The following is a 25,959-nucleotide window of genomic DNA, read 5'->3' on the forward strand; positions in this document are numbered from 1 at the left end:
GCATGCCGGAGGCCCGACGCGCGGTGCGTCGGGCCTCCGGGCTGCCACCAGCGGTCAGGAAGCGCTGGGCGGCGTCGCCGACCAGGCCGTCACGGACAGCTTCCCGCCGTCAACGGCCTTGTCGAACGCCACGACGCCGTGCGAGTTGCTGCCCGTCGGAGACACCTGCAGGTACTTGGCCTGCACGGACGGGCCGGCGTGCGTCCAGACCAGGTCGGCGAAGGCGCTCTTGCCCGGCTTCAGGGTGATGCCGTGCGCGCCCGGGTCCTTGGCGAAGTAGGTGTCACCGTGGTGCGCAGTGGTCTTCAGGGCCGTGTGACCGGCCCCCTCCAGCGCCAGCCCCGGGTAGCCGCCTATCGCGCACGCGCTCGTGCCGGTGTTGGTCACCTTGAGGTAGGTGCCCTCGTGATTCATTCCGACCTGGCTCGAACCCGCGCTGGTGGTCGTGACCTTCAGCGTCCCCGGCTCGCACGCGCCGGCCGCGCCGGATCCTGCCGCACCGGCCGCGGAAGCCATACCGGCACCCACTCCCACGGCAAGGGCCACAGCGGCGGTGACGGTGGCGGCGGTACGCAGACCACGCATGGTCATCAGTCATCAACTCCCTTTTCTCCGGCATCCGGAGAAACCTCGGTGTGTCCCACCCGCCGTCCGGCCCGCACGGCCCTCCCCGGCCCCCGCGATGACGCGCACGGGAGAGCCGGCCACGGGACCGGCCGGTGGGTGCTGGTTCGTTCGCGACCCACCCTGGGTGCCACCACTGCTGATCGGCTAACGCCTGGCTAACACCCGCAGAACCGGAGGGCGGCGCCGGGAAGGCGGAGGAGTGCCCGGGTGCGGGGAAGTTCGTGAGGCCAAAGCTCGCGAGGGCCGGGAGGCAGTTCGCGGGGTACACGGGTACGGACCCGCACATGCCGCACAGCGGCCCCCGAGACGATGCGGATGAAAGCCTTCCGATCAGGCGTGCGATGCTGGAGCACCCCTGATCATGGCAAGAAGTGGGAGTGTACGGCACCGTGAGGGCAGCGATACGGCGGGCTGGGACGAGAACCTGGGACCGCTTCGCGGCATCCGACCCAGGGCTGCTACGGCTGAAGGCGGGGCTGCGGACGGTCGGGGCGATCGTGCTCACCCTCGTCGTCCTCGCCCTGCTCGGCACCGGCGTCACCCTGATGGTCGCGGGGGCCATGGCGGCCATGGTCGCCACCTTCGCGATCAGGGAGAAGGAGGTACGCGGCCAGGCGATCACGCTGGCGCTGGGCCTGCCCGTCGCGCTGGCCGCCATGTCGCTGGCGGCGCTGCTGCACACCCTGGTCATCGCCGGTGACGTGTTCTTCGTCCTCCTGATCTTCGGCGCCGTCTACTCCCGGCGGTTCGGCGACCGCGGCACCGCGCTCGGCCTGATCGGCTTTCAGGTCTACTTCGTCTCGCTGTTCGTCCACGCCACCGTCCCCGCCCTCCCCGAGCTGTATCTGACCCTGGGCATTGCCCTCGCGTGCAGCGCGGTCGTACGGTTCGCCGTCGTCCCGGAGACACCGCAGCGCACCCTGGGCCGGCTGCGCGAGGCCTTCCGCGCGCGTCTCGCCCAACTGCTGGCCACCCAGCTGGAGCTGCTGGACGCCGGCCCCGAGGAACTGGACAAGGTCCTCGACGACCTGCGGCGGCACACCGCCCGGCTGCACGAAGCGGCCTTGATGATCCAGGGCCTCCTGGAGGAGGGCACACAGAGCGCCGCCGCGGCGGGGCTGGTGCAACGCCGCGTCGCGGATGCCGAGATCGCCGCCGAACGGCTGGGCATGCTGATACTCAACGCCCGCAGCGCCGAGCGGGCGGACACCCTCACCATGCATCTGCCGCACGCCCCCGTGCCGGCCACGGCGACCCGTACCCCGGCCGAGGACGCGGCGACCGTCACCCTGCGCCGGGATCTGAACTCTCTGCTCCTCCTGGTCGCCCGGCGCGCATCCGACGACCGCGGCACCGCGCTCGCCCATGTACGCAACAGGCTGCTCGGCTACCGCGACGAGGACAATCTGCCGCGCGCCTCGTCCGTCGTCCAGGACGTCTTCCGCGGGGTCGGTGAGAGCGCGCGGGCCGTGCTGGGTCTGCGGCTGGCGCTGGACGGGCCGCAGGACGAGTCGGACGACACCCCGGCCACCACACGCTCACGTGAAGAGTTCGACGCCGAGGATCTGGCGATCGTCGCGGCCGAGGAGACCGAAGAGGCGGAGGAGGACCGCACCGGGCTCCAGAGGCCGACCACCCGTGCCGCGTGCCAGGTCGCGGTGGGCTCGACGCTGGCCATCATCGGCGGTGAGTTCCTGTCCAGCCAGCGCTGGTACTGGGCGGTGCTGACCTGCTGGGTCGTCTTCCTCAACACCGCGTCCACGGGCGAGATCCTGGTCAAGGGCTACCGCCGGCTGGTGGGCACGGTCCTCGGCGTGGTCGCCGGTGTCGCGCTCGCCGGGCTGGTCGGCGACCACACCTGGCCCGCGTTCGCCCTCGTGCTGCTCTGCATCTTCGGGATGTACTTCACCGCACCGCTGTCGTATGCGCTGATGTCCTTCTTCGTCACGGCGATGCTCGGGCTGCTCTACACCCTGCTCAACACCTACAGCCTGACCGTGCTGGTGCTGCGCATCGAGGAGACGGCGCTGGGCGCCGCGTGCGGGATCATCGCCGCCGTACTGGTACTGCCGGTGCACACGGACCGCCGCACGGACGAGCAGCTGGGCACGGTGCTGGTCCGGCTGCGGGATGTCGTCGCCGCCGCGGTGGAACAGCTCAGCGGCGGGCCGGCCGTCGACCTGCTGGGCAAGGCCCGCGATCTGGACACGGCGCTGGACGATCTCCGTGCCTCCACCCAGCCCCTGACCCATCCGATCACCCCGCTGCGCGTGCGGCGGCGGACCGCCCGGTACCTGGTCGCGCTGCTGGAGACCGCCGCCTACCACGCCCGTTCCCTGGCGGCGACGGCGGAACTCGTGCCGTACAGCAAGACCATCGCGGCCGACCCGCGCCTGGAGCGGGCCGGCCGCCGGATCGCGCAGAACATCGATCTCATCGTCGCGCGCGTGCTGGAGGAGAGCACCGAGGGCGAGGTGGAGTCCGGCGTCAGCATCGCGGCGATGCTGGATGCCGCCGGTTCCGGGGCGCTGCGTTCGGGCACGGTCACCTTCCGCGTGCTGCGCCACCTCCAGCGCCTCGACGAGGGAGTGGTGGGCATCGCCCGCCCGCTCGGCGTACCGGTGGCGAGCCCCAAGGGCGGCAAGGGCGGCTCGGGACACCAGGCGAGTGGCGCGGCCGATGCCGCAGCGGCTCGTGGGTGACCCGGATTGCCGGACCCTCGCGTTCTCGCACCGGTGGGACCGAGCTGCAGCGCAGAACCGGCCGCTCAGCTCGGTCCGCTGCCGGTCACTGCGTCGACTTCCACTTCGACGAGCCAATGAGGATCAATGAACCGGGAGACCTCTACGACGGTGCAGGCCGGCCGGACAGAGGCAAAACGCTCGCCGTGGGCCCGTGAGGCGTCTTTCCACTGCGACACGTCCGTCAGCATGATGCGGGTCCGCACCGCCTCCTCGTTTGCTGCCGTGGAGCTCAGTCGGTGCTGCCGGTGCCCGAGCGGCACGCGGGGTGTCCCCAGCCGTCCGGGTTCTTGGTGATGGGCTCGCCTGCTGCGTAGGAGCGTCCGCAGCGGCAGCGTCCGGGGAACTTGGCGTTGAGGGTCCGCGTCGTGTTCCCCGTTCGCCGCTTGGGTGAGGACGCCGTCTTTGCGGCCGCGGCGGAGGCGCCCCGGCGCGGGCCGGCGGGCCGGGCGGGCGGGGAGGCCGGTGGTGGCTGCGGGGAGCCGAGCTCGCTGCCGGCGGCCTCCTGGACGATCGCGGCCTGGCTGGCGGCCCGGTCGGCGAAGTCGTTGAGCGGATCGCCGTCCACTTGGTGCGCCGGTACGTACCGGAACTGCACGGAGCGGTCGGTGAGCAGCGCGTCGATGCGCATCACGAGTTCCTGGTTGGCGACGGGCTTGCCCGCGGCGGTCTTCCAGCCCTTGCGCTTCCAGCCGGGCAGCCAGGTGGTGACGGCCTTCATGGCGTACTGGGAGTCCATCCGGATTTCCAGGGGTACGGCCGGTTCGGTGGCCGCCAGCAGGCGTTCCAGGGCCGTGAGTTCGGCGACATTGTTCGTTGCGGTGCCCAGCGGCCCGGCCTCCCACCGCACGACGGCTCCCTCACCATCGGCGATGACCCAGGCCCAGCCCGCGGGCCCGGGGTTTCCTTTCGACGCGCCGTCACAGGCGGCGATCACGCGTTCAGCCATGGGCGCGATCATGCCAGCCGGTGGCCCGACGGGCGAAGTCGCCTCTGCCGCTGCCCGGTGCCGATCAGTTGCCGGCCGCTTTCTCCGGGCGGAGTTCACTGGGCCGTACGATCACGAAGCCCTCGCCGTCGAGACGGAGTTGGACGGCCTCGCCGGAGCCGCCGCGGAGCATCGAGCCGAGGCTCTGCGAGCGGTGGAGCGTGGTCTGCAGGCTGCTGCTCCAGCCGACCACGGCGTCGGTGTCGACGAAGACCGGGGACTGCGGGGACACGGGTATGACCAGGGGATTGCCCTCGCACATCACCGCCAGTTTGCCCTGCCCGCTGAAGACGGAGTTGAAGAGCCCGCTGCCGACCATGCCGGCGCCCTTGACGACCTTGATCTCGTAGGAGAGCGACGGGTCGAAGCACAGCACATTGCGGCCGTTGACGGTGAGGCCGTCGCGGGGGGCGAGGTCGATGACGAAGCAGTTGGCGGCCTCGTGCGCGAACCACACCTCGCCGCGGCCCCGTACGGCCATCAGCGCCAGCCCCTCGCCGGTGACCGCGCGCTTGAGGAACTTGCCGACGCCCTGCCCCTGCTTCTCGAATTGCAGATCACCGCGGTAGGCGATCATCGAGCCCTGTCGCGCATAACACTCACCGTCCAGGACGTACTTGATGGACTTGGCGTTCTGCTGGATCATGCCGGGCGCGGTGGTGGGCGCGGCCATGTTCTCGGCGGAGAAAAGATCGCTTTTCATGGCCCGCATGCTAGCGACCCCGAGTGCGATTGGCCGGTCCTGCCGGTTCACGGATGCCCAGGCCGGCCACCTCGTCGTCGACGAACTGGCACCTCACCGGCGCCGAAATCGCCGCCCAGTCGGCCGTCCACGGGAACCGACTGGTCCACGAGACCACCATCGCGTGGTGCCCAACCCGTCATTGCGGTGCCAGGCCGGAAAGACGAGTGTGGTGGGCGCCCTGGGAGAGCACCCACCACACTCAGCTGCCTGGCACGTGTGGGATCACCGGCAGCAGTCACACTTGGCTCAGTGTTCCGACGTCCCGACAACGGTCAACCGGTCCGGCCGGCGTTTCCGGCTCAACGGCCTTGGATCGCGGCTTGCGTGAGGGGATTTCAGGCGAGTCCGCCGTATGTCACCGTCCGCCCCGGTTTCAACGCACGGGCGACCCGATGAGCCAACTCCTCGCCGCTGCACTCCAATTCGATACATCGAGCGTTATGCCCGTCTTCGTCGCGCTCTGTCACGTACCGATCTATCTCGGCGTCATAGTCGCCGGCCCAGGTGTACAGGTCGTCCACCAGATCGTCGGGCAGGTCGACGGCAGCCGCGGGGTCATCCGGCATGAAGTCACCGAACCCCTCCGCGCGGAAAGGCCCCCACTGGTACTCGGCCATCAAGGTCATGTGAAGGGGATGCGGTGGAGTGCCATGTGACTCCAGAGTCCAGTGCAGGCGTGAGCACCCCCAGCACACGAACTTCGCCGTGCCGTGCCGAGCGTCCCAATAGCGCACAACCCACTCCGGCCCCAGGTGCCGCGCCAGGGATTGAGCAAGTTCGAGGCCGGTCTTGACGTGTTTACGCAGCGCGGCCTTGGCGGTGGGGCCTTCCGGTGGAAGAGCGGAGTTCCAGGCGAGGAGGCCGTCCGCCATGCCATCGGAAAGGGCCAGGGCGGGATCGCCCACCGGCACGCCATTCGTGAAGTCGTCCGGGGCAACCGCATGGAATCCCGCGGTCGAGGTGAACAGGGGGGATTCCTCTCCTCGTGCGCGCACCAGGAGATGACGAGGCGCCTCTTGCTCGTTCATGCCGGATTTGCTCCTATGATGAAACCGTTGTTGCCCACCGAGATGGCGACGCGATGGGTCCTGCCGTTGAACACGGTCTCATAGATCGGCCGACCGTCACCCGCACCCTGTTGCACGCCAACGACCTTTCCTTCGCCCAACGCTTTCGCGAGAAGTTTCGGAAGATCTTCCGAGGCCACTCCCCTGTCGATGAATTCACCTGCGTGCCGAAAGATGATGTGGATGAGACCGGAGCGCGCATTGCCGGACTCCAGCCAGGCCACCGGAACGCCCGGCCTGGAGAAGCGTACCGCCATGATTACCTTCGACCGGTTTATTTTGGCGCCACTGGCCTCGAGCTTCCTGACCAGATCCAAGTCGACACCGTTGGCCGCCTTGGCGCGGTCAGTCATACGCTCGGAAATTCGAAGGGCCATCCCCGCGAAGCTCTCCGGATTGAGCAGATCCACTGTCGACGGTTTTTCTCCGAAGATTTTCTTCAAGTCCGCGAGGAGCTTTTCGGCACCGACCCCGGTCTTGATCGCATCCTCTACCTTGACTGCGTACTTAACAGCTTGCAGGACCTTCTCGCCGGGCACGAACGCGACAGCGGCCCAGGCGCATCCAGAAAGGCTGCCCCCGTCGTTCCCCGGAGTGATCTGGTGGTAGCAGTCGACGAAGTCCTGGGTCAGAGCCTTCCAGATACCCGCGAGGAATGCCTTGTCGACCTCCTTGACGATGTCAAGGTTCGAAAAATGCTTGGAGATCTTCTTGGTGAGTCCCTTGTAGGACTGCGTGTCGAGGAAAAGGGCGTCCGATGCCCGGCATCCTGACTCGGTGGCGGGCACGTTCGGGTTCAGGCACAGATAGAAGCTGACTGTGGCGTCGAAATGCAGGGTAAACGTCACATCGCAGCCCGAGTTGCCCATGCCCAGTACGCATGGAGTCACGTCCGGCTCGCCTGTCGGCGTGACCTTGTCCACGACGGAGAAGGTGCGATCGATCCCGGTACCGGCCCCCTTGGCGACCTGCTTGTTGGCTTGGTTTCGTTCGGCCTCGTCCGCGGCCTTCTGGGCACTCTCCGCGTAGCTCTTCGCGTCCTTGGCCGCTTCTTCGGCGGCGGTGGCGTCCGCGTCCGCGCGGTTGGCCGCTTCGCGGGCTTCGTGGGCCGCCTGTTCCGCCGCATCGGCGGCGTTGCGGGCCGCTTCGGCATCGAGGGCCGCCGCATCGGCGGAGGCCCGGGCGTCCTTGGCATAGCCCTCGGCCCTGCCTGCGGCCGCGTCGGCCGCGGCGGCGTCCTCCGTGGCCTGCCGGTCGTAGTCGACGGTACGGGTCAGTGACTGCGCGGCCTTGGACGCCGCTTCGGCGGCCTCGGCGGAGTAGCCGAGTGCCTCATTGGCGTAACCACGGGCCTCTGACGCGTAGCCGGCGGCATTCGCGGCGCTCTGTGAGGCGGCCTTCGCATCCCCGGCGGCCTTGTCCGCGAGGCTCTGGGCGAGTGCCGCTTCCTTCTTGGCGTTCTTGGCATGCGCCTCGGCCACAGCGAGCTGCTGCTCGGCGATGGTCTTCGCCCCCTGGCCGGAGAGCACGACCAGCGGGGCGGCGGAGTCGGTGGTGACGAAGGGCGAGCCCAACTGGATCGCGTCGTTGGCCGGCTTGGCGACCTGCGCCGCCGCCTGGCGGGCGTCGACGGCTGCCTGGGCGGTGGCATAGGCGAATCCGGCTGCCTTGGCCGCGGCCAGCCGGGCTTTGACGGTCTCCTTCCTGGCTTCGTCGGCATGAGACCTGGCGTCCTTGGCATGCTGTTCGGCCTCATCGGCGTCCTTGACCGCGGCCTTGGCCTCGGCAGCGGCATGCTGGGACGCGGCGATGGCATCGGCGGCGGCACTGGTGGCCGTCCTTACCGCGGCGTCGGCCTTGAGCTTGTCGGCCTGGGCCGCGTCGGAGGCGGCTCGGGCCCGGCCGGCGGCGGCTTCGGCACGCGTGGCGGCGACATCCGCCTCCACTGCGGCCTGCGTAGCCGCGTTGGCTTCGTTACGCGCCGAATGCGCCGCCGATTCGGCAGTGGTGGCTGCGCGATCCGCGGTATCGGCTGCCGCGCGGGCCTCGGTGGCGTTGTCATCGGCCTCGTGTGCGTCGGCGTACGCGTCCTTCGCGTCCGCCTTGGCACGTGCGGCGTCCGCTCTTTGCTCGGCGTCCCAGGCGTCGTCCCGCTCGGTCTTGGCGTTGTCGCGGGCCGTCTCCGCCGCTTTGCGCCTTTCGGCCGCGGTGCCGGCCGCGGAGTCAGCTTTCTGCTTCGCCTCTTCCGCCGTGGATTGATAGTTCTCGGCGTTGCGCCGGTGCTGGGCGGCCTCGGCCTTTTTGGCGTCAGCTCTCTCCTTCTCCGCCTTGGCCGTCTTCTCCTCGGCCTCCGCGGTCAGCCGCTTGGCGTGCGCACCGGCTGCCGCGGCCTTGGCGTCGGCCTCTGCCTTGAGGGCATCCCGCAGCTTGGCTTCGGCAGTCTCCTTGTCCTTCTTCGCGTTGTCGCGGTGTTCCTTCGCGGAGGCGGCCGAAGCCTTGGCCTGCTGCTCGGCGTACTGTGCCGCCTGCTTACGGAACGCGGCCTTCGACTGCGCGGCCTGAGCCAGCGCGCGCTGCGCGATCGTCGCGCTGTCGGAGGCCGAAGCGCGCGTGGCCGACTCAGCCGTCTGGGCGGCGCCGACCATCGCCTCCAGCGCCGCCGCCGCGCCATGGGTGACCTGCGCCTTTTGCCGGGCGGCCAGCAACCCACGCCCGCGCGGCGCCCCGTTGGTGTCGGCCGTGGCGTAAGCGGCCTGCTCGGCGGTGTCGGTGGCGGTGACCGCCCGCTTGGCCGCGACTTCCTGCTGCTTGAGCAGAATCAGTTGGGCCTTCGTCACCGACTGGGCGGCGGCCAGGCTCTTCTTGGCCTGGTCGAACTGCGCCGCGCCGGGCTTGGCGGGCTTGCTGCTGCCGGCTCCGCCGGGTGACCAGTAGGACTGCCACCGGGCGACATGATCGGCCACCCAGGAGTTGCCCAGCATGTTGCCGAGGATCTTCGCTCCGTTGGCGAGGGCCTTGGCCGCGTCGGTGTTCGCGTCCAGGATCCGGTTGCGCTGTGGGGCCTGTGAGGCGATCTCCTGCTGCCACTCCTCGGCAGCGTTGTTCACCTCGTCACCGAGTACCTTCTCGGGGTCGATCGGGTCGCGCCACGCGCAGGCGGCATAGCGGTTTTTCAGGTTCTCGACCGCGATACGGAATTCGGCGCTGTCCGGCTGCGGTGCCGACTTCGGAAAGCTGCCCGACTCCAGGAAGATCCGGGCGTCGTCGGCCCCCATCGGCTCGAACGCATCGCCTGACAGGGAGGTGTACGCATCGTGTACGGCGTTGGCCTGGTTCCACTCGTCGGGCGGCAGGCTCGGGTCCGGATCCTTGGAGTACAGCGGGTCGCCCAGGGCGGTCACCGCATTCTTGGTGGCCTCGTCGGCCAAGGGGGTGGAGTCCTTGTAGAAATCCTCCTCCTGCCCCCAGAAACGGCCTGTGTGCCACTGCCAGAGACCAGTCTGGTAGTAGAAATGCTTCTTCCCGTCGCCCGGAAGACCCGGCGGCCAGTGGAAGTCGGTCTCCGTGAAACCGCCTGGCGTGTCCAGGCCTTCGAGGGGCGCCTTCCATCCCTGGACCAAGGCTTCGAGAGACCGCATCGCCTTGTCCGCGGCGCCTTTGTCACTGTCATACGCCCGCCCGAGCGGGGTGTCCTGCCAGTGCCGGCGGTCTGCCAGAGCCTGCAGCTTGTCCGGAGGCTGGTTGAGGCCGTCCTGGGCGGCCGCGGCCATCGACGTTCCGCCCAGCCGCAGTACGTCGTTCATCAGGCACTGGTCCCGTCGCAGCTGCTCGGCCGCGGTGACCTCGTGCCAGTCGTAGGAGTCAGCGACCGTGCCGGTGCCCCTCTCCTGCTTTGCTGTCAGGTCTCCCGGCTGAACGGCCAGACCGGCCAACAGCGCCAGCGCGGTGACCGGAGTCAGCGCCGGCGCTAAGCGGGCAAGTCTTCGCTTCCCGCGTCTCCCTGCCGTACCTCTGGGGGGCAACTCGGCTCCTTCCGCACGCCGCCATCGGCAGCGCGAAGCATGTGTGTGGCATATCCGGTGAACTCCGTGCCTCCTGTGCCGCGTTGACGCCAGGACGTGAGCAAATGAGTGGGACGTCCGGTTGCGCCGAAAGACGCTCTTCGTCGGCAAGTCACAGGATCTACACACTAGGCACACTGAATGCGCATATGACAAGATCCGCGAGACGGTTGACCCGGATCGTGACCGTGGCGGGACCTCCATCAAGACGCACGGTCATGGGCGTCCGCCGCGATGGCCCCGTTGGCGTCAATCAGCGGCCCGTGAGGACCCTGCCGAGTCCGACCGCCGTCTGTTGTCCGATCCCGTTCAGAGGAGACCCATGTCCGGCCTCACCAACCACTGGCGTCACAGACGGTTCCCACGACTGACCGTCATGCTCGTGGCCGCCACCTTGCTGACGGCAGCAGGCAGTACCGCATCGGCGGACAACGGGACATCGCCCAAGGCACCCAACGCCTCCGAAGTGACCGAAGCGGCCCGCCACGCAGCGTCGAGGTTCTCCCGCTCGTCGACAGCTGCGACTTTCGGCATGTTCGCCATCGACGCCCAGGGCAAGCTCTACTCCTACGCCCCCGACCAAGCGCGGATTCTCGCTCCCCGAGAGCTCCTCGCCACCGACTACGGCGATGTGCGGACAGCGAGCAGCGCCGATGACGACGGGGACGGTGTCGCCGACGACACCTGGATCTGGACCACCGACGGCGGCATGTCCAGCAGCTACGGATACGTCGGAGGCGGATGGAACATCTACGACACCGTCCTCTCCCCCGGCAACCTCGCCGGCACCCCCGGCTACGACGTACTGGGCCGAGACGCATCGGGCGTCCTGTGGCTGTACCTCGGCCACGGCGACGGCACCGTCACCGACCGCCGCAGGATCGGCGGAGGCTGGGACGCCTACACGCAGATAGCCGGCAAGGGCGACCTCACCGGCGACACGTGGCCCGACATCGTCGCCCGCGACAGCTCCGGAGTCCTGTGGCTCTACCAGGGCACCGGCGACACAGCCGACCCCTTCACGGCACGTACGAAGATCGGGGCCGGCTGGAATGCCTACGGTGCCCTGGTCGCCCCAGGCGACATCGACCTCGACGGGAAAGCCGACCTCATCGCCCGTCAGCCCAACGGCGACCTCTCCCTCTACAAGGGCACCGGAATCGCAGCCGCTCCTTATGAGGCAAAGCGAAACATCGGTTCCGGTTTCCAGACCTACCGCGTGCTGTTCTCCTGACCCCGGGCCGGCCGGGCGTCGGGGGTATGCATGTGACCGGTCCGGCGTCGGCGTGGTGCGTATCTCCTTGGCGGACCGGGCGGTTGATCGGTGCGCTCTGTGCGGCCGGACCGTGCCGGTGGATTCGGCCGCCTGCCAGGCCCGTCAGCGGCCGTGCTGCGGCGGCCGCCATTGCCTGCGCTCGGCGTTGGTGTGCACCACACGGATCCGGGCGGAAGAGTCGCTCTCCGACAGGTTGCGCAGCAGCCACAACTGGGGATGAGTGCCGCCGAGTTCGGGTATCCGGGCACAGTGTCGTCAGCAGGGTGCGGGCGGCGCACACCGGAACGTCCGGCGGCCGCGTACGAGCGGTGCGGCGCGCCCGGTCCGGGCGCCGGAACAACGGCCGAAATCGGATCACGCGACCGTTGGCTTGTAAACAATCGGACACAAGAACACTCAAAATAGGTAAATCACAGCAGTCGGGCGCACCGTGCTCTAGCGTCACGTCCGACACGGAGGCGGTTGTATGGCCGGGGGGCTCCAGCCGCGCCGGAATGAGGGGACGACCAAGTGGGGGGCCATGGGGTTGTTCGAAGCTGCCGGGTCTCGGGTGATCGAATCACCTGCCGGAACAGCCGAGGTGGATCGCACGCCGCAGCGTAGCGAGTCAGGCAGGCACCAACCGATGGAACGCTGGCTGGTGCGGCTGGCGTGGGCCGTGGACGCCTTGGGCGCCCTGGTGCCGGTCGGCATGCTCTGTGCCGTGACGCGGCAGCCGCAGCCGTGGCTCACGGCGGTGCTGGCCGGTCTGTCGTGGCTGGCCGTCGGCATAACGAAGAATCGTTACACCAGAGAGGAGCTGAGCAACGGCAACACGGTGCTGCCGGTCGTGCGGGACTGGCTGACCATGCTGGGCGTGCTGGCCGTCGTCTGTGTCGGGGCGCGGATCGAGGTCGACCTCGGGGTCTGTGTGCTCGCGCTGCTGCCCTGCCTGGGACTGAGCATGGTCCGGCGCCGGCTCGTCCACCGCTATCTGCTGGCCATGCGCCGTCGTGCGCAGGCGCTGCGACGCGTCCTGGTGGTAGGGGAGGCGGGCGCCGTCGATGTGGTGCTCGCGGAGCTGGCGCACCGTACCGACCACGAATACGTCGTCGTCGGCAGCTGTCTCGTGGGAGAGGAAGCCACCGACTCGGCGCTGCCCGTCCCCGCCCGGCTCGCCTGCGACGGGGAGGCACCCGAGGGGGCGCCGGACGGGGAGACCGTCCTCAGGTGCGCCGCTCAGCTCGATGCCGATCTCGTGTTCGTGGCGCCGGGGCGTCAGCTCTCCGCCGCGCGGGTGCGTCGACTGGCCTGGGCGCTGCACGACGGGGGGCGGAATCTGGCCATACTTCCGGGACTCATCGATGTGTCACAGCACCGGGTCCGGCTCGCCAAGGCGGCGGGCCTGACGGTGATGCACATCGACCCGGCGGGCCGGCGGCGGCTTCCGGTGTTACTGAAGCAGGTCACCGATCGGTTGGGTGCCCTGCTGCTGCTCGTGCTGCTCTCCCCCGTCTTCGCCGCCGTGGCCGCGGCCATAAGGCTCACCACCGCAGGACCGGTGTTCTACGGGCAGATCCGGATCGGCCGGGATCTGATGCCGTTCCGGATGTGGAAGTTCCGCACGATGGTGGTCGCCGCCGATCGGATGCGGGGCGCGCTGGAGCCGGCGAACGAGCACGACGGGGCGATGTTCAAGATCCGGCGGGACCCCCGGGTGACCCGGGTGGGCCGTCTGCTGCGGCGCTTCTCGCTGGACGAACTGCCCCAGCTGTTCAACGTCCTGACCGGCCATATGTCCTTGGTCGGGCCGCGGCCGCCGCTTCCCGAGGAGGTCGAGCGGTATGACGGGACCGAGATCCGCCGGTTATCCGTCAAGCCGGGACTCACCGGTCTGTGGCAGGTCAGCGGCCGGTCCGACCTCTCCTGGGACGAGACCGTCGCGCTGGATCTGAGCTATGTGGACAACTGGTCCTACGGCAGGGACATCGGTGTGCTGGTCCGGACCGTGCGCGCCGTGGTGGACGGGCGCGGTGCCTACTAGCCGCACAGGGCTCCGGTGTGCGGCCGGCGCCTCGCCGAGGGGCGGGCGCCGGACGCACACCAGGGGACGGGCCCGCTCACACCCGGGCCGCCTCCTCCCGCCACGCCCGGTAGGTCCGCGTGATGCCTTCGGCCAGCGGGATGGTGGGCGACCAGCCCAGCGCATGCATCCTGCTGATGTCGAGCAGCTTGCGCGGGGTGCCGTCGGGGCGGGACGGGTCGAAGGCGATCCGCCCCTCATAGCCCACCGCGGAGGCGACACAGGACGCGAGGTCGGCGATGGTCAGGTCCTCGCCGCAGCCGACGTTGACGGTGTCGTCACCGTCATAGCGGCGCAGCAGCACCTCGCAGGCCGCGGCCAGGTCGTCGACGTGCAGGAACTCACGCAGGGGGGTGCCGGTGCCCCAGAGCGTGAGTTCCTCCTGCCCTTTCTCCTTCGCCTCGTGGAAGCGGCGGATGAGCGCGGGCAGGACGTGCGAGGTCTCCAGGTCGAAGTTGTCGCCGGGCCCGTAGAGGTTCGTCGGCATGGCCGAGATGAACGAGGCTCCGTACTGCCGGCGGTAGGAGCGGATCTGGACCAGTCCGGCGATCTTGGCTATCGCGTACGCCTCGTTGGTGGGTTCCAACGGCCCGCTCAGCAGGGCGTCTTCGGTGATGGGCTGCGCGGCGTGCTTGGGGTAGATGCAGCTCGATCCGAGGAACAGCAGACGGCGGACTCCGGCCTGGTGCGCACCGGCGATGACGCTGAGCTGGATGCTCAGGTTGTCCTCCAGGAACTGCACGGGGTAGGTGCTGTTGGCCATGATTCCGCCGACTTTGGCGGCTGCCAGGACGACGGCATCGGGCCGTGCGGCGCGCAGGAACTCTGCGGTGGCATCGGCATCTCGCAGGTCGAGCTCAGCGTGTGTACGGGTCACCACGTCATAGCCCTGGGCGGTCAGCCGCCGGGCCACGGCGGATCCCACCAGGCCTCGGTGGCCCGCGACGAAGACACGGGCGGGTGTGGGCAGCAAGTCATCCATGGGGCGGATTGTGTCAGCCATCCCGATACGTCCATCGGCTATTTCAGGAAATATCTGCCGCACTCCGCTCTCGACCACCGGCCACGGAGCGGGTAGCGTCCACGCCCCGCGGTCCGCCGGCGCGTGGGAATTCGATCGACCGATCCCGATGTACATCACTTCTCGTGGGGGGAAGCCATGCCGAAAACCGCGGTTATCACCGGTATTACCGGACAGGACGGTTCTTATCTCGCCGAATTGCTGCTCGGTAAGGGCTATGAGGTGCACGGGCTGATGAGACGCTCGTCGAGCTTCAACACCGAGCGCATCGACCACATCTACCAGGACCCGCACACCCCGGACCGCAGACTGCTGCTGCACCACTGCGACCTCTCGGACGGGGTCGCCCTGGTGAACCTGCTGCGTGATGTGCAGCCCGACGAGGTCTACAACCTCGGGGCCCAGTCCCATGTCCGGGTCTCCTTCGACGCCCCGCTGTACACCGGCGATGTGACCGGGCTGGGCGCCGTACGGCTGCTGGAGGCCATCCGCGCCAGCGGAGTGCAGACCCGCCTCTACCAGGCCTCGTCCTCGGAGATGTTCGGCGCCACCCCGCCGCCGCAGAACGAGGCGACGCCCTTCCACCCGCGCAGCCCGTACGGCTGCGCCAAGGTGATGGCCTACTGGTCCACGGTCAACTACCGTGAGGCCTACGGCCTGTTCGGCGTGAACGGGATTCTCTTCAACCACGAGAGCCCGCGGCGGGGCGAAACCTTCGTCACCCGCAAGATAACCCGCGCGGTGGCCCGCATACAGGCAGGACTGCAGGAACACCTCTACCTGGGCAACCTCGACGCCGTCCGCGACTGGGGCTACGCCCCGGAGTACGTGGAGGCGATGTGGCTGATGCTCCAGCGGGACGAGCCCGACGACTATGTGGTGGCGACCGGTGTGGCCGCGACCGTGCGTGACTTCCTCCAGGCCGCCTTCGCCACCGTGGAGCTGGACTGGGAGCGCCATGTGCGCTTCGACCCGAAGTACGAGCGCCCCTCCGAGGTGGATGCGCTCATCGGCGACGCGTCCAAGGCCAAGAGCCTGCTGGACTGGTCGGCGAAGGTGCAGTTCGACGAACTCGCCCGGATCATGGTCGAGTCGGATGTACGGCAGCTGGCGGACGAGCTCTCCGGCCACCGGGTGCGGGTGGACCGATGACCTCTACCTCGGCTTCTCCCTCTGCCTCTGCCGCCACCGACCGCCGGCTGCGCGGTTTCACCGGCGCCGGTTACGACAAGGGCCGGGGGCTGCTGACCCAGGCCGCCTGGTTCGCCGTGCTGAACCTGGTGTTCATGAAGTGGTGGTGCCCGCCGCGGCTGCGGCCCCCGCTGCTGCGGGCCTTCGGCGCCCGCGTCGGCGAACGGGTGCTGATACGGCACCGGGTGCGGGTGCAGTGGCCGTGGAAACTGACGGTCGGCGACGACGTCTGGCTCGGTGAGGACTCCTGGCTGATCAACCTGGAGCCGATCAGCATCGCCCGTGACGTCTGCGTGTCCCAGGGCGCCGTGCTGTGCACCGGAAGCCATCAACGGCGCTCGCCCACCTTCGAGTTCGACAATGCGCCGATCCATCTGGCGGAGGGGTCCTGGGTGGCCGCCCGCGCCATGGTGCTGCGCGGTGTCACCGTCGGGGCGGGTGCGGTGGTCGGCGCCGGTGCGGTGGCCCACCGCGATGTGCCCCCGGGTGCCGTGCACACCACCGGGGGTGCGGTATGAGGATCACCCATGTCGTGACCCTGGTCAGCGATGACGGGGCGTACGGCGGCCCGGTGAGCGTGGCCACGGGGCAGCTGGGCGAACTGGCCTCGCGCGGCCACGGGGTGGAGCTGATCTCGCTGTGGCGGGGGCGGGGCGCACCCCCGCGGTCCGTGGACGGAGTCCCGCTCCGGGCCCGGCCGGCCCGCACCCTGGTGCCGGGGCAGGGGTTCCTCGGCCTGTTCCACCCGGGGCTGCTGCCGCTGCTCTGGCGGAGTGCCGGACGGGCCGAGGCGCTGCATCTGCACACCGGGCGCGATCTGGTCTCGCTGGCCGCGCTCGCGGTGGCCGTGATGCGCCGCCGCCCCTTCGTGGTGCAGACACACGGCATGGTCCAGCCGCGCCGCTCGGCGGTGGCCCGGATCTTCGACCGGGTGTATGTCCCGCTGCTGCGCCGGGCGGCGGCGGCACTGGTGCTCACCGACGAGGAAGAGGCCGGGCTGCGGCAGGTGCTGGGGCCGCGCGGTCCGCGCCTGGTCAGGCTGCCCAACGGAGTCCGTACCCGGCCCGGCGACGCGGAGCGGAGCGCGGCCGATGTGCTGTTCCTCGCCCGCCTGCAGAGCCGCAAACGGCCCGAGGCCTTTGTACGGATGGCGGCGCTGGTGCACCGCAAGCGGCCCGAGGTGTCCTTCACCCTGCACGGTTCGGACGAGGGGCGGCTCGCGGAGGTCCGGCGGCTGATCGCCGGGGAAGGGCTCGGCGAAGTGGTGACGTACGGCGGGGCCCTCGATCACGACGCCGCCGTGCGGCGGACCGCACGGGCCACCGTGTACGTCCTGCCCAGCGTTGACGAACCGTTCCCGATGAGCGTGCTGGAGTCCCTGTCGGTGGGCACGCCGGTGGTCTGCACGGACAGTTGCGGTATCGCCCCGGCCCTCCAGCGGCGCGAGGCCGCTCTGGTGACCGACGGTTCGCCGGAAGCGCTGGCCGATGCGGTGCTGCAACTCCTGGAGGACCGCCCGTTGCGGGAGCGCGTCACCCGCGCGGGCCGGGAGGCCGTCGAGGCGGAGTTCTCGCTGACGGCCGTGGCCGACCGGCTGGCGGAGCTGTACGGCTCGCTCGCCCGGCCCGGCGCCGGGTGATCTGGAGCCTGTCTTCAAAGTCCCGCCTGCCTCGCGGTGTCTGGCACGCGCGCTCGCCGCGTTGTCGGGATCTCCCCGGTACACCCAGTACCGGGAAGACCCTCCGCCTTGCGATCGCGCTCGGCATCCACGGACTTCATAAGGAGCCGAGACGGAGCGAGCGGAGCGAGTGAAGTGCACCAGACACCGCGAGGCCGCCCTACGGGCGAACGACGCGACTTTGAAGACAGGCTCCAGGGCGGCGGGGACGGACACCGCCCCCGCCGCCCGCGGCTACCGGCCTGTCGTCGCGCTCCGCAGCAGCGCCGTGATCCGCTCCAGACCGGCCCGGCTGCTCAGCCGCTGCTCGACGTACTGCGGGCCCCGTGCTCCCAGCCGGGCCGCCCGCCCGGGGTCGTCGGCGAGCGCCCGCACCTCCGCCAGCAGGGCCTTCGGGTCCTCGGGGGCGATCACCGACCCGGCACCCGAGCGCAGCACCTCCTGGGCGGTCCCCCCTTCGGCGGCCACCGACGCGATCACCGGCCGGCCCGTCATGAAGTACGAGGTCAGCTTGGACGGCAGGCTCATGTCCAGCACGGAGGCCTTCTGGGTCACCGCGAGCACATCGGCGGCGGCAAGCACCTCGGGGAACTCCGCGGTGTCGGCGGGTGGCAGGAAGGACAGCGAGGAGACGCCCTCGGCGAGCTGTTGCAGGTGCGCGCGCTGGTTGCCGTCGCCCATCAGCACGATCCGTACCGGCGCGGCTTCCTGATCGGCGAGCCGGGCGGCCTCGACCAGTACCTCCAGTCCCTGCTTGAGGCCCATGTTGCCGGCGTGCAGCACCACGGTCTCCTGCTCGGACCAGCCCAGCCGTGCCCGGGTCCGTTCCCGGTCGCCGCTCGGGCCCTGCACATGCGTCCAGTTGGGCACCACCTGCACCCGGGCGCGCGGCACGCCCATCGCCGTGACCCGGTCCACGAACGATTCGTGCACCACCCCGACGACGGCCGCCCCCCGCAGGACCCTGGCCTCCACCGCTCCGGCGAGGGCGGCGGCCCGTCCGCCGCCCTGGATACCGCTCTGTTCGGCGGCGGCCCCCATCAGGTCCTGGACGACCACGACATGGGGCACCCCCGCCTGTCGCGCGAGGCGCCCGCCCAGTACTCCCCCGGCCAGACTGGGCATCTGGGTGAGCACCACGTCGGGGCGGATGCGCGGTGGTGCCACGGCGCCGTGCGCCAGGATGCCGGCCTCGAACAGCGCGCGGCGCAGGGCGGTCTGACGCCGCGGTACGGTGTGCCGCCGCCGGTGCACCGTGACCCCGCCGCGGCGCTCGCGTATCCGCCACCGGCCGCGGTAGCCCTCGGCCACCCGCCAGGCCGGGTAGTGCGGCATGCCCGCGAGGACGTGGGTGTCGGCGCCGGATGCGGCCAAGTGCTCGGCTATCTGTGTCGAGTACGGCCCTATGCCGGTGTGTTCGGGCGCGTAGTTGGTCGAGACCACCAGCACACACCGGCCCGCAAACGAGTCTTCCAAGACTGGCCCCCTCAGGATGTGCGGTCATCGTAGGAGGCAGCCGGGGCCCGCGGGCTGTGAATTGGGTTGCGATTGTGTCCCGAAGGCGACCTTGTTCTCCCGATGTCCCTTAGATTGTGATCGCTGGTGGGGAGTTGGGGGGAGGTGAGCCGATGAGGCAGGGGAAGCGGCCGGGCGCCGTGGCGCCGGTGCGTGGCATCGCCGCACTGTGCTGCTGGGCGCTGCTGCTGGTGGTGCTGCTGCCGGTGCTGATCCTGCAGTCGCTGGACGCGCGCCTCGGTGCCGCGCTCGCCGTGCAGTGCGTGGTGGTGCTGCACACCGGTGGGGCGCTGGCCCGGGTGCTGACGGATGTCCGGGCCCGGGTGATCGCCTTCGGCTTCTGGCTCTTCGCGTATGTCTGGCTGGGTCTTGCGCCGCTGGCCATGCTCGCGACGGATGCGTATCCGCGGGGGTTCATGGTCGACGCGAACACCGCGTTCGTGACAACGGCCGTGGTGGAGGCGGGACTTCTGGCCTACAGCGGGGGCTCGGCGCTGGCGTCCTGGCGGTCGGCGCGCTCCTCCGTGGTCCTCGAACCGCTCCTGGCCCGCCGGCTGTCGCCGGTGCGGGTGCTGCTGCTGTGTGGCCTGGCACTGCTGCTGGCCGTCGTGCTGATTCCCGGTCAGGGCGGGTTATCGGCGTTCTTCCTGAGCCGGCAGGCGGCCAACGAGGCGGCGGCAGCGGCGGAGCCGGCCGGATCCGCGGACCGCGCCATGGCGGCCTGGGCACTGTCGGTACCGGCGTTCTGGGCGCTGGTGGCGCTGGTGCACGTCCCGCGGTTCTCCGAGGGCGACCGGACCCTGCGCGGATTACGGTGGCTGCTGCTGCCGCTGCTGATCGCGGTGAACGTCGTGGTCAACAACCCCATCAGCCAGCCGCGTTTCTGGGCCGGGACGGTCCTGCTGGCGCTGGTCTTCAGCGCGTCCTGGCTGCGGGGGCCGCGCGCCTTCCGCTTCGGTGCGGCGGCCGTGGCGGCGGTGGTGCTGGTGGTCTTCCCGTACAGCGACTACTTCCGCTACGACAAGCGGGAACCGGTCCATGTGGTCTCGCTCGCCGAGCAGTTCACCTCCAACGGCGACTATGACGCGTTCCAGCAGATCGAGACGGGCGTGGACTACGTCCGTACTCATGGCTTCACCCCGACGGCCGCGCTGGGCCCGCCGCTGTTCTTCGTGCCGCGCGCCGTATGGTCCGGCAAGCCCGATGACGCGGGCATCCTGCTCGCCCGGCACGCGGGCTACACCTTCACCAATCTGTCCGCGCCGCTGTGGGTCGAGACCTATATGTGGGCCGGTTTCCCCTCGGTCATCGCGGTCTTCGGCCTGGTCGGCGCGGTGGGACGGCGCATCGACATCCTCCGGCACCGGCTGCGGCGGCGCCGGGGCACCCTCGCGGCGCTGCTGGTGCCCGCCTTCGGCTTCTACCAGCTGGTGCTGCTGCGCGGCAGTCTGATGGCCATCGTGGGCCCGCTGGCGCTGCTGGTGTGCATCCCCCTACTGATCACCCGTAAGGCGGGACGGCGGGTCCTGCCGCCGTCCGCGCAGGAGACCGCGTGCGCACCGGCATCCCCGGCGCACCGCGTCACCTCACCTCAACCCACAGGAGGAGCACGTACGTGAGCGTCTTCGACGAGCCCGCGGAGGAGCCGGACCAGATCCGCGACCAGCTGCGCCAGCTCCTCCGCTATCGCGCTTTGCTGGTGCTCGGGCTGGTGCTGGGCATGCTCGGCGGCGCCGCCGTGTCCGTGCTGGGCGGCTCGACGTACACAGCGACGGGTGAGGTGGTGGTGCATGCGATCAGCACGGCGCCCTTCGAGGCCGGCGGTGTCTCGGTGGACAAGCAGATCAGCATGGGCACCGAGCGGCAGATCGCCCAGAGCGCGTCGGTCGCGGCCGGTGCGGCCAAGGCCCTCAAGCTGGACGCCGACCCGGCCACGCTCCAGCGCGATCTGCGGGTGAGCAATCCGCCCGAGACCCAGACCCTGATGTTCGAGTACAGCGCGGACTCCGCCGACCAGGCGTCCGCGCGGGTCAACGCCTTTGTGCATGCGTACCTCGACTACCGTCAGGACGCCGCGACCCAGCGGATCGACAAGACCGTCAGCAAGCTCGGCGAGGAACTGAAGCCCCTTCAGGAGCAGCGCAAGGTACTGGACCGGCGGATCGCGGGGGCGAGCGGGTCGGGGCGGGCCACCGACGAGTCCGAGCGCAGCAATCTGGTGTCGGAGATAGCCGATCTGCAGGGCCGGATCTCCAGTCTGAAGTCCCTCGACACCACGCCCGGCGACATCGTCCGCAAGGGTGATCCGCCCGCCTTCCCGTCCAGTCCCGGTCTCGTCGTGCTGCTGCTGGCGGGCGCCGTGATCGGGCTGGTGCTGGGCATCCTGGCGGCCTGGGTCCGCTCGGTGCTGGAACCGCGGGTCCGGTCGGTGGCGGATGTGCAGGACAACCTGCGGGCGCCGGTGCTCGGCATCCTGCCGCGCCGGCAGGGGGGAACGGAGCTGCTGGAGGTCGGCCGGAACGGCCGCGGCAACCGGGCGGAGGCCTACCGCACGATCGCCTTCCGGCTGGTGCACGACCAGCGGTTCGCCGGGCGGGGCAGTCTGCTGATCGTCGCCCCCAGGGAGAACGCGGACGCCGTGTCGGTCGCGGTCAACCTGGCCGGTGCATTCGCCGAGATCGGCAACGACATCCTGCTGGTCGAGGCCGATCTGCGCACCCCCCGGCTCGCCCAGCGGCTGCCGGTGCACCCCGGCCACGGCCGTCCGGTGCCGGGCAGTTGGGCGGACGGCGAACGGCTCGCCGTGGACGCGGGCGTCGACGGGCGTTTCGATCTGCTGCCCGGCCGGGAGGTCCCCAACCCGGCGCGCACGCTGTCCTCCCCGCAGTTCGCCCGGCTGCTCAACGCGCCCTCGGGGCCCAACGAGAACGTCGTGGTGTTCACGGGTCCGCTGCTGTCACACGCGGACGGCCTGGCCGTTGCCAAGCAGGCCGCGGGCGTCGTGGTGGTGTGCGATATGAACGAAGTCCGCCGGGACGACCTGGACCGGGTGTGGGAGCTGATCACCACGGCCGGCGGGCACATCCTGGGTGCCGTCCTGGACAAGGGCAGCCACGGGCCGTCGCTGCGCCGGCTGACGGACGGCGGGCCCACCCACCGCAAGCGCGGCCGGAGCCACGCCCGCGCCGCCGCGGTGGCACCGCCTGCTCAGCAGCTGCCCGGCCCGCCGCCGCCCGCCGCCGGCCCCGCGCCGGTGGGCAGAGGGCCCCTGGACGCCGACACCACCTCGCTGCGCAGGTGACGGCCATCCGCCCGGCGGACTCCGGCCGGCCCGCACCGACGGCCCGCGGTCCGGCCGCGGGCGGCGGGCGCGGGGTCGCCACGACCGCCCGCGGCAGTCTCTTCGGCCTGGCGGGCTCGGCGGCGAACGCGCTGTTCGGGTTCGTCCTCGTCGCCGTGGTCACCCATGGGCTCGGGGCCCGCGGGGCCGGCGCGGTCTTCACCGGTGTGGCGGCCTTCACCATCCTGAGCAATACGCTCAAGCTGGGGGCCGATACCGCCCTGGTCCGCTTCGTCTCCCGGGACCTCGAACTCAGCGGCGGGGGCGGGGTACCGGGTCTGCTGCGCATCTCGGTGCTGCCGACGCTGCTGGCGAGCACCGCGGGGGCGGCGGCGCTGCTGTTCTCCCCGGGGCTGGCCGGCCTGCTGCTGCCCGATCTGGCACCGGGAGAGGCCGCCGCGCTGATCCGGCTGTTCGCGGTGTTCCTGCCGGTGACGACGGTGGCGTTGGTACTGCTCGGGGCCACCCGCGGGTACGGCTCGGTGGTGCCGTTCGTGGGCGTCGAGCAGATCGGCAAACCGGCACTGCGGGTCCTCCTCGCGGTGCCGCTGGTCCTGCTCGCACCGAGTGTGGCCGCGCTCTCCGCGGCCTGGCTGGTGCCGGGGGTGCTGGGTGCGGTGGCGGCCTGTCTCTCGCTGCGCAGGTCCCGCCGTACGCATCCGGGCACCGGCCGGCCGCCGCCACAGGCACGCGAGTTCTGGGCGTTCGCCGGTCCGCGGGCCATCTCGTCGGTGTTCGACATCACCGCGGTGTGGACCGGAGTGATCCTGCTGTCGGCGCTGGGCACCGCCGCCGAGGCCGGCGTCTACACCGCGATCGGGCGGCTGGTCACCGCGGGGACACTGCTCCAACTGGCGATCCGGCTGGCGGTGGCCCCGCAGATCAGCCGCCTGCTCGCGGGCGGCGACGCCCCGGGCGCCCAGCATCTGCACCGGCTGTCGACCCGCTGGATCGCGCTCTTCTCCTGGCCCGTGTTCCTGGTCCTCGCCGCCTACCCGCGGACCGTGCTCTCGCTCTTCGGGCCCGGCTTCTCCGGTGGAGCGCCGGGCCTGGTGGTGCTGGCGGCCGCCTGTCTGGTGAACGTCGGCGTGGGCAACGCGCAGACGGTCATCCTCATGGCCGGCCGGAGTGTCTGGAATCTGGCTGTTGCCGGCGCCGCGTTCGTGGTCCAACTGGGCAGCGCCGTATGGCTGGTTCCGCGGTACGGGGTACTGGGGGCGGCGGTCTCCTGGGGCCTGGCGATCGTGGTGGACAACGGCGCCTCGGCACTGCTGGCCCGCTACCGGCTGGGCTTTCGCACCGTCGACCGCGGCTATGCGGGTGCCGCGCTGGTCGGCGTGGTGGCGGTGGCGCTCCCGGTGTTCGCCATGCGGACATTTCTCGGTGACAGCGTCCCTGGCGCGTTCTTGGGAATTGTTTTGTCCATTGGGGCTTTCGGGGCCGCCGTCTGGCGCTATCGTTTGCCGCTGGGGGTAGGGGAGTTCTTCGGTGCGCTACGCAAGCGTGGTTCGGAAAACTCGCGGTGAACACCGGACTCATTTCCGCACAGAAATCGTCTCGTTCCCGCTTCCTTCCCCGACAATTCCCATCGCGCCATGCTTCCAGGGGGGACCTGTGCGCCAAAGAAACAGAACCATCCATCTCGTGCTCGCGGCCGCGGTACTGGGTACCGCGTCCACGGCACTGACCGCCGGTCCCGCTCAGGCCACCGGTGAATCCACACTGACCGCCGATCCGCTGAGCACCTGGCAGACCGACGGCATCGTGTGGGCCATGGCCTATGCCAAGGGCATCGTGTACGTAGGAGGTACTTTCAGCCACATCCGTCCGCCGGGTGCGGCCCCGGGCACCGGTGAGGTCGCCCGTACGAACTTCGCGGCCTTCGACGCCAAGACCGGTCAGCCGCTGCCGTGTGCGCCGGCGTTCACCGGCGGCACGGGCACCATCCGGGCCATGAAGGCCTCGCCCGACGGCTCGAAGATCTACATCGGCGGCTCGTTCGGGAAGGCCGGCCCGGCGGGGCGGTCCAACACGGCCGCCCTCAACACCGCCGACTGCACGATCGGGGCGGACTGGAAGCCCACGGTCAGCTCGACCGTACGGGCCATCGACGTCACCGACGACGCCGTCTACCTCGGGGGTGGCTTCGGCACCGTCCAGGGGCAGACCCGCGAGCGGGTCGCCGCCCTGCGGCCCGACAGCACCCTGCTGCCGTTCAAGGCGACGATCCGGGGTTCCTCGGTCGGCAACGACCCCACCCCGGCGGTCAACGCCCTCACGGTCGCCCCCAAGCTCAACAAGATCATCATCGGCGGCCGGTTCACCTCGGTGAACGGGAGCCTGTTCGGCGTGCACGCGCTGGCCGGACTGGACGCGACCACCGGCAAGGTCGTCAACTCCTTCACCGGCTGGATCCCCAACCGGTCGGCCGTCAAGACGCTCGTCAACGACGGCACCAACTTCTACCTGGGCGCCGAGGGCACCGGCGGCGGGGTCTTCGACGGCCGGGCGGCCGGGCGGCTGTCCGACGGCTCGCAGCTGTGGAAGGACACCTGCCTGGGCGCCACCCAGGCGGTGCTGCCGTACAAGGGTGTGCTCTACAGCGGGTCGCACGCGCACGACTGCTCCGACACCCCGGGCGGCTTCACGGACATCAACAACCGCCAGCACTTCCTGGCGCAGTCGATCTCCGACAAGACGATCCTGCCCTGGTTCCCGGACACCAACGACGGGATCGGCGAGCAGATCGGCCCGCGGGCGCTGACCATGGCGGACGGGATCCTGTGGGCGGGGGGCGAGTTCACCACCGTCAACGACGCACCGCAGCAGGGCCTGACCCGGTTCGCGGCGGCGCCGGACACGGGGGCGCCGCAGGTGCCGCTGCTCAGCGGTTCCAGCGGCTCGCGCGGAAAGATCACGCTGAACTGGAAGGCATCCTGGGACCGGGACAACGGCGTCCTGACCTACAAGATCTACCGTGACGGCGCGTACCTGACCTCGCTCAACCAGGACTCGCGCTACTGGAACCGGCCCAATATGAGCTTCACGGACACCGTCGAGCCCGGGTCCCAGCACCGTTACTCGATCGAGGTCACCGACGGCACCAATGTCTCGGGACGCAATGGCCCGGTCTATGTGACCGCCAGGAACTGACCGCAGGGCAAGTGGGGGTAAGGGCAAGTGGGGGGTAAATGACGCACCGAGTAGGTTACGCACCCGGGGTCTACGACCTATTCCACGTCGGGCACCTGAATATTCTCCGGCACGCCAAGAGCCAGTGCGACTATCTGGTGGCCGGTGTGGTGTCGGACGAGATGGCGACGCAGGCCAAGGGGAAGGCACCGGTTATTCCGCTCACCGAGCGGCTGGAGATCGTGCGCAGTGTCCGGTTCGTGGACGCGGCGTTCGTCGAGACGGTGCCCGACAAATTGGAGACCTGGCAGCAGGTGCGGTTCGACGTCCTCTTCAAGGGCGACGACTGGCGGGGGACGCCCAAGGGTGAAAAGCTCGAGCGGGATTTCGCGACGGTCGGGGTCGATGTGATCTATTTCCCCTACACCGTGCACACGTCGAGTTCCTTGTTGCGCAAGGTACTCGACGGGCTTGCGCATCCGGCATGAACCCGCTGGGCTGACCTCCGCCGCACC

19 protein-coding genes are annotated in these 25,959 nt (G+C 70.0%); 11 read left to right on the forward strand and 8 right to left on the reverse strand.

The genetic code is table 11. The annotated features are described in order from the left end of the window. Positions 1-54 precede the first annotated feature (54 nt). Positions 55-591, reverse strand: a complete 537-nt coding sequence (locus OHS81_RS01040; protein ID WP_328381529.1) for a DUF4232 domain-containing protein — start codon at positions 589-591, stop codon at positions 55-57. A 425-nt stretch (positions 592-1,016) separates the two neighbouring features. Between OHS81_RS01040 and OHS81_RS01045 the strand changes: the two genes are divergently transcribed. Then, positions 1,017-3,329, forward strand: coding sequence for an FUSC family protein (locus OHS81_RS01045; RefSeq protein ID WP_328381531.1), 2,313 nt, complete (start codon positions 1,017-1,019; stop codon positions 3,327-3,329). A 65-nt stretch (positions 3,330-3,394) separates the two neighbouring features. On the opposite strand, the gene OHS81_RS01050 is transcribed toward OHS81_RS01045, so the two are convergent. The 5 genes from OHS81_RS01050 to OHS81_RS01070 all read right to left on the reverse strand — a co-directional run bounded on the left by OHS81_RS01050 (position 3,395) and on the right by OHS81_RS01070 (position 10,100). Beyond that, positions 3,395-3,631 carry a Rid family hydrolase gene (locus tag OHS81_RS01050; RefSeq protein ID WP_328381532.1) on the reverse strand — a complete coding sequence of 79 codons (237 nt, stop codon included), beginning with the start codon at positions 3,629-3,631 and terminating at the stop codon, positions 3,395-3,397. Then, positions 3,601-4,329, reverse strand: coding sequence for a ribonuclease H family protein (locus OHS81_RS01055; RefSeq protein ID WP_328381534.1), 729 nt, complete (start codon positions 4,327-4,329; stop codon positions 3,601-3,603). Before OHS81_RS01055 ends, OHS81_RS01050 begins: the two co-directional genes overlap by 31 nt. Before the next feature lie 52 nt (positions 4,330-4,381). After that, positions 4,382-5,059, reverse strand: a complete 678-nt coding sequence (locus tag OHS81_RS01060) for an AIM24 family protein (RefSeq protein ID WP_328381536.1) — start codon at positions 5,057-5,059, stop codon at positions 4,382-4,384. A gap of 377 nt (positions 5,060-5,436) precedes the next feature. Next, positions 5,437-6,129: a hypothetical protein gene (locus OHS81_RS01065; protein ID WP_328381538.1), complete on the reverse strand. Its 693-nt coding sequence runs from the start codon at positions 6,127-6,129 to the stop codon at positions 5,437-5,439. After that, a complete protein-coding gene (locus tag OHS81_RS01070; RefSeq protein WP_328381540.1) occupies positions 6,126-10,100 on the reverse strand; it encodes a virulence factor in 3,975 nt (1,324 codons plus the stop codon). Before OHS81_RS01070 ends, OHS81_RS01065 begins: the two co-directional genes overlap by 4 nt. Before the next feature lie 451 nt (positions 10,101-10,551). Between OHS81_RS01070 and OHS81_RS01075 the strand changes: the two genes are divergently transcribed. After that, positions 10,552-11,463, forward strand: a complete 912-nt coding sequence (locus OHS81_RS01075) for an FG-GAP repeat domain-containing protein (protein WP_328381542.1) — start codon at positions 10,552-10,554, stop codon at positions 11,461-11,463. Positions 11,464-12,130: 667 nt separating this feature from the next. After that, the gene (locus OHS81_RS01080) at positions 12,131-13,528 is read left to right on the forward strand and encodes a sugar transferase (RefSeq protein ID WP_328381544.1); all 1,398 of its coding nucleotides are present in this window, start codon (positions 12,131-12,133) and stop codon (positions 13,526-13,528) included. 76 nt (positions 13,529-13,604) lie between these two features. Here the strand turns inward: OHS81_RS01080 and OHS81_RS01085 are convergent, their stop codons facing one another. After that, complete coding sequence (locus OHS81_RS01085; protein ID WP_328381546.1) at positions 13,605-14,549, reverse strand: GDP-L-fucose synthase family protein; 945 nt, start codon at positions 14,547-14,549, stop codon at positions 13,605-13,607. A 177-nt stretch (positions 14,550-14,726) separates the two neighbouring features. On the opposite strand from OHS81_RS01085, the gene gmd reads away from it, so the two are divergent. From gmd to OHS81_RS01100, 3 genes are read left to right on the forward strand one after another with little or no spacing between them, the layout of a single operon-like run. Next, positions 14,727-15,740 (forward strand): GDP-mannose 4,6-dehydratase, encoded by a 1,014-nt coding sequence (gene gmd, locus OHS81_RS01090; RefSeq protein WP_328381548.1) that lies wholly within the window; start codon positions 14,727-14,729, stop codon positions 15,738-15,740. Then, the gene (locus tag OHS81_RS01095; RefSeq protein ID WP_328381550.1) at positions 15,737-16,297 is read left to right on the forward strand and encodes a putative colanic acid biosynthesis acetyltransferase; all 561 of its coding nucleotides are present in this window, start codon (positions 15,737-15,739) and stop codon (positions 16,295-16,297) included. Before gmd ends, OHS81_RS01095 begins: the two co-directional genes overlap by 4 nt. Continuing rightward, a complete protein-coding gene (locus OHS81_RS01100; protein ID WP_328381552.1) occupies positions 16,294-17,418 on the forward strand; it encodes a glycosyltransferase in 1,125 nt (374 codons plus the stop codon). The genes OHS81_RS01095 and OHS81_RS01100 overlap by 4 nt, the downstream gene beginning before the upstream one ends. Before the next feature lie 273 nt (positions 17,419-17,691). On the opposite strand, the gene OHS81_RS01105 is transcribed toward OHS81_RS01100, so the two are convergent. Further along, positions 17,692-18,900 carry a glycosyltransferase gene (locus OHS81_RS01105; RefSeq protein ID WP_328390822.1) on the reverse strand — a complete coding sequence of 403 codons (1,209 nt, stop codon included), beginning with the start codon at positions 18,898-18,900 and terminating at the stop codon, positions 17,692-17,694. 185 nt (positions 18,901-19,085) lie between these two features. Here OHS81_RS01105 and OHS81_RS01110 point away from each other — a divergent pair, with 185 nt between their 5' ends. From OHS81_RS01110 to OHS81_RS01130, 5 genes are all read left to right on the forward strand, one after another. Beyond that, positions 19,086-20,591: a hypothetical protein gene (locus tag OHS81_RS01110; protein WP_328381554.1), complete on the forward strand. Its 1,506-nt coding sequence runs from the start codon at positions 19,086-19,088 to the stop codon at positions 20,589-20,591. Next, positions 20,588-22,273: a polysaccharide biosynthesis tyrosine autokinase gene (locus OHS81_RS01115; protein WP_328381556.1), complete on the forward strand. Its 1,686-nt coding sequence runs from the start codon at positions 20,588-20,590 to the stop codon at positions 22,271-22,273. Before OHS81_RS01110 ends, OHS81_RS01115 begins: the two co-directional genes overlap by 4 nt. Next, the gene (locus OHS81_RS01120; RefSeq protein ID WP_328381558.1) at positions 22,270-23,838 is read left to right on the forward strand and encodes an oligosaccharide flippase family protein; all 1,569 of its coding nucleotides are present in this window, start codon (positions 22,270-22,272) and stop codon (positions 23,836-23,838) included. The genes OHS81_RS01115 and OHS81_RS01120 overlap by 4 nt, the downstream gene beginning before the upstream one ends. A gap of 118 nt (positions 23,839-23,956) precedes the next feature. Continuing rightward, positions 23,957-25,465, forward strand: a complete 1,509-nt coding sequence (locus OHS81_RS01125) for a fibronectin type III domain-containing protein (RefSeq protein WP_328381560.1) — start codon at positions 23,957-23,959, stop codon at positions 25,463-25,465. Positions 25,466-25,503: 38 nt separating this feature from the next. Beyond that, complete coding sequence (locus tag OHS81_RS01130) at positions 25,504-25,932, forward strand: adenylyltransferase/cytidyltransferase family protein (RefSeq protein WP_328381562.1); 429 nt, start codon at positions 25,504-25,506, stop codon at positions 25,930-25,932. The last annotated feature ends 27 nt before the right edge of the window (positions 25,933-25,959 follow it).

The organism is Streptomyces sp. NBC_00400, from assembly GCF_036048035.1.
Lineage (GTDB): Bacteria > Actinomycetota > Actinomycetes > Streptomycetales > Streptomycetaceae > Streptomyces.

Excerpts from the sequence above, each read along its gene's own strand:
- OHS81_RS01040 (WP_328381529.1), bottom strand. The coding sequence starts at position 591 with ATGACCATGCGTGGTCTGCGTACCGCCGCCACCGTCACCGCCGCTGTG.
- OHS81_RS01055 (WP_328381534.1), bottom strand. The coding sequence starts at position 4,329 with ATGATCGCGCCCATGGCTGAACGCGTGATCGCCGCCTGTGACGGCGCG.
- OHS81_RS01060 (WP_328381536.1), bottom strand. The coding sequence starts at position 5,059 with ATGAAAAGCGATCTTTTCTCCGCCGAGAACATGGCCGCGCCCACCACC.
- OHS81_RS01065 (WP_328381538.1), bottom strand. The coding sequence starts at position 6,129 with ATGAACGAGCAAGAGGCGCCTCGTCATCTCCTGGTGCGCGCACGAGGA.
- OHS81_RS01075 (WP_328381542.1), top strand. The coding sequence starts at position 10,552 with ATGTCCGGCCTCACCAACCACTGGCGTCACAGACGGTTCCCACGACTG.
- OHS81_RS01080 (WP_328381544.1), top strand. The coding sequence starts at position 12,131 with ATGGAACGCTGGCTGGTGCGGCTGGCGTGGGCCGTGGACGCCTTGGGC.
- OHS81_RS01085 (WP_328381546.1), bottom strand. The coding sequence starts at position 14,549 with ATGGATGACTTGCTGCCCACACCCGCCCGTGTCTTCGTCGCGGGCCAC.
- gmd (WP_328381548.1), top strand. The coding sequence starts at position 14,727 with ATGCCGAAAACCGCGGTTATCACCGGTATTACCGGACAGGACGGTTCT.
- OHS81_RS01095 (WP_328381550.1), top strand. The coding sequence starts at position 15,737 with ATGACCTCTACCTCGGCTTCTCCCTCTGCCTCTGCCGCCACCGACCGC.
- OHS81_RS01100 (WP_328381552.1), top strand. The coding sequence starts at position 16,294 with ATGAGGATCACCCATGTCGTGACCCTGGTCAGCGATGACGGGGCGTAC.
- OHS81_RS01110 (WP_328381554.1), top strand. The coding sequence starts at position 19,086 with ATGAGGCAGGGGAAGCGGCCGGGCGCCGTGGCGCCGGTGCGTGGCATC.
- OHS81_RS01130 (WP_328381562.1), top strand. The coding sequence starts at position 25,504 with ATGACGCACCGAGTAGGTTACGCACCCGGGGTCTACGACCTATTCCAC.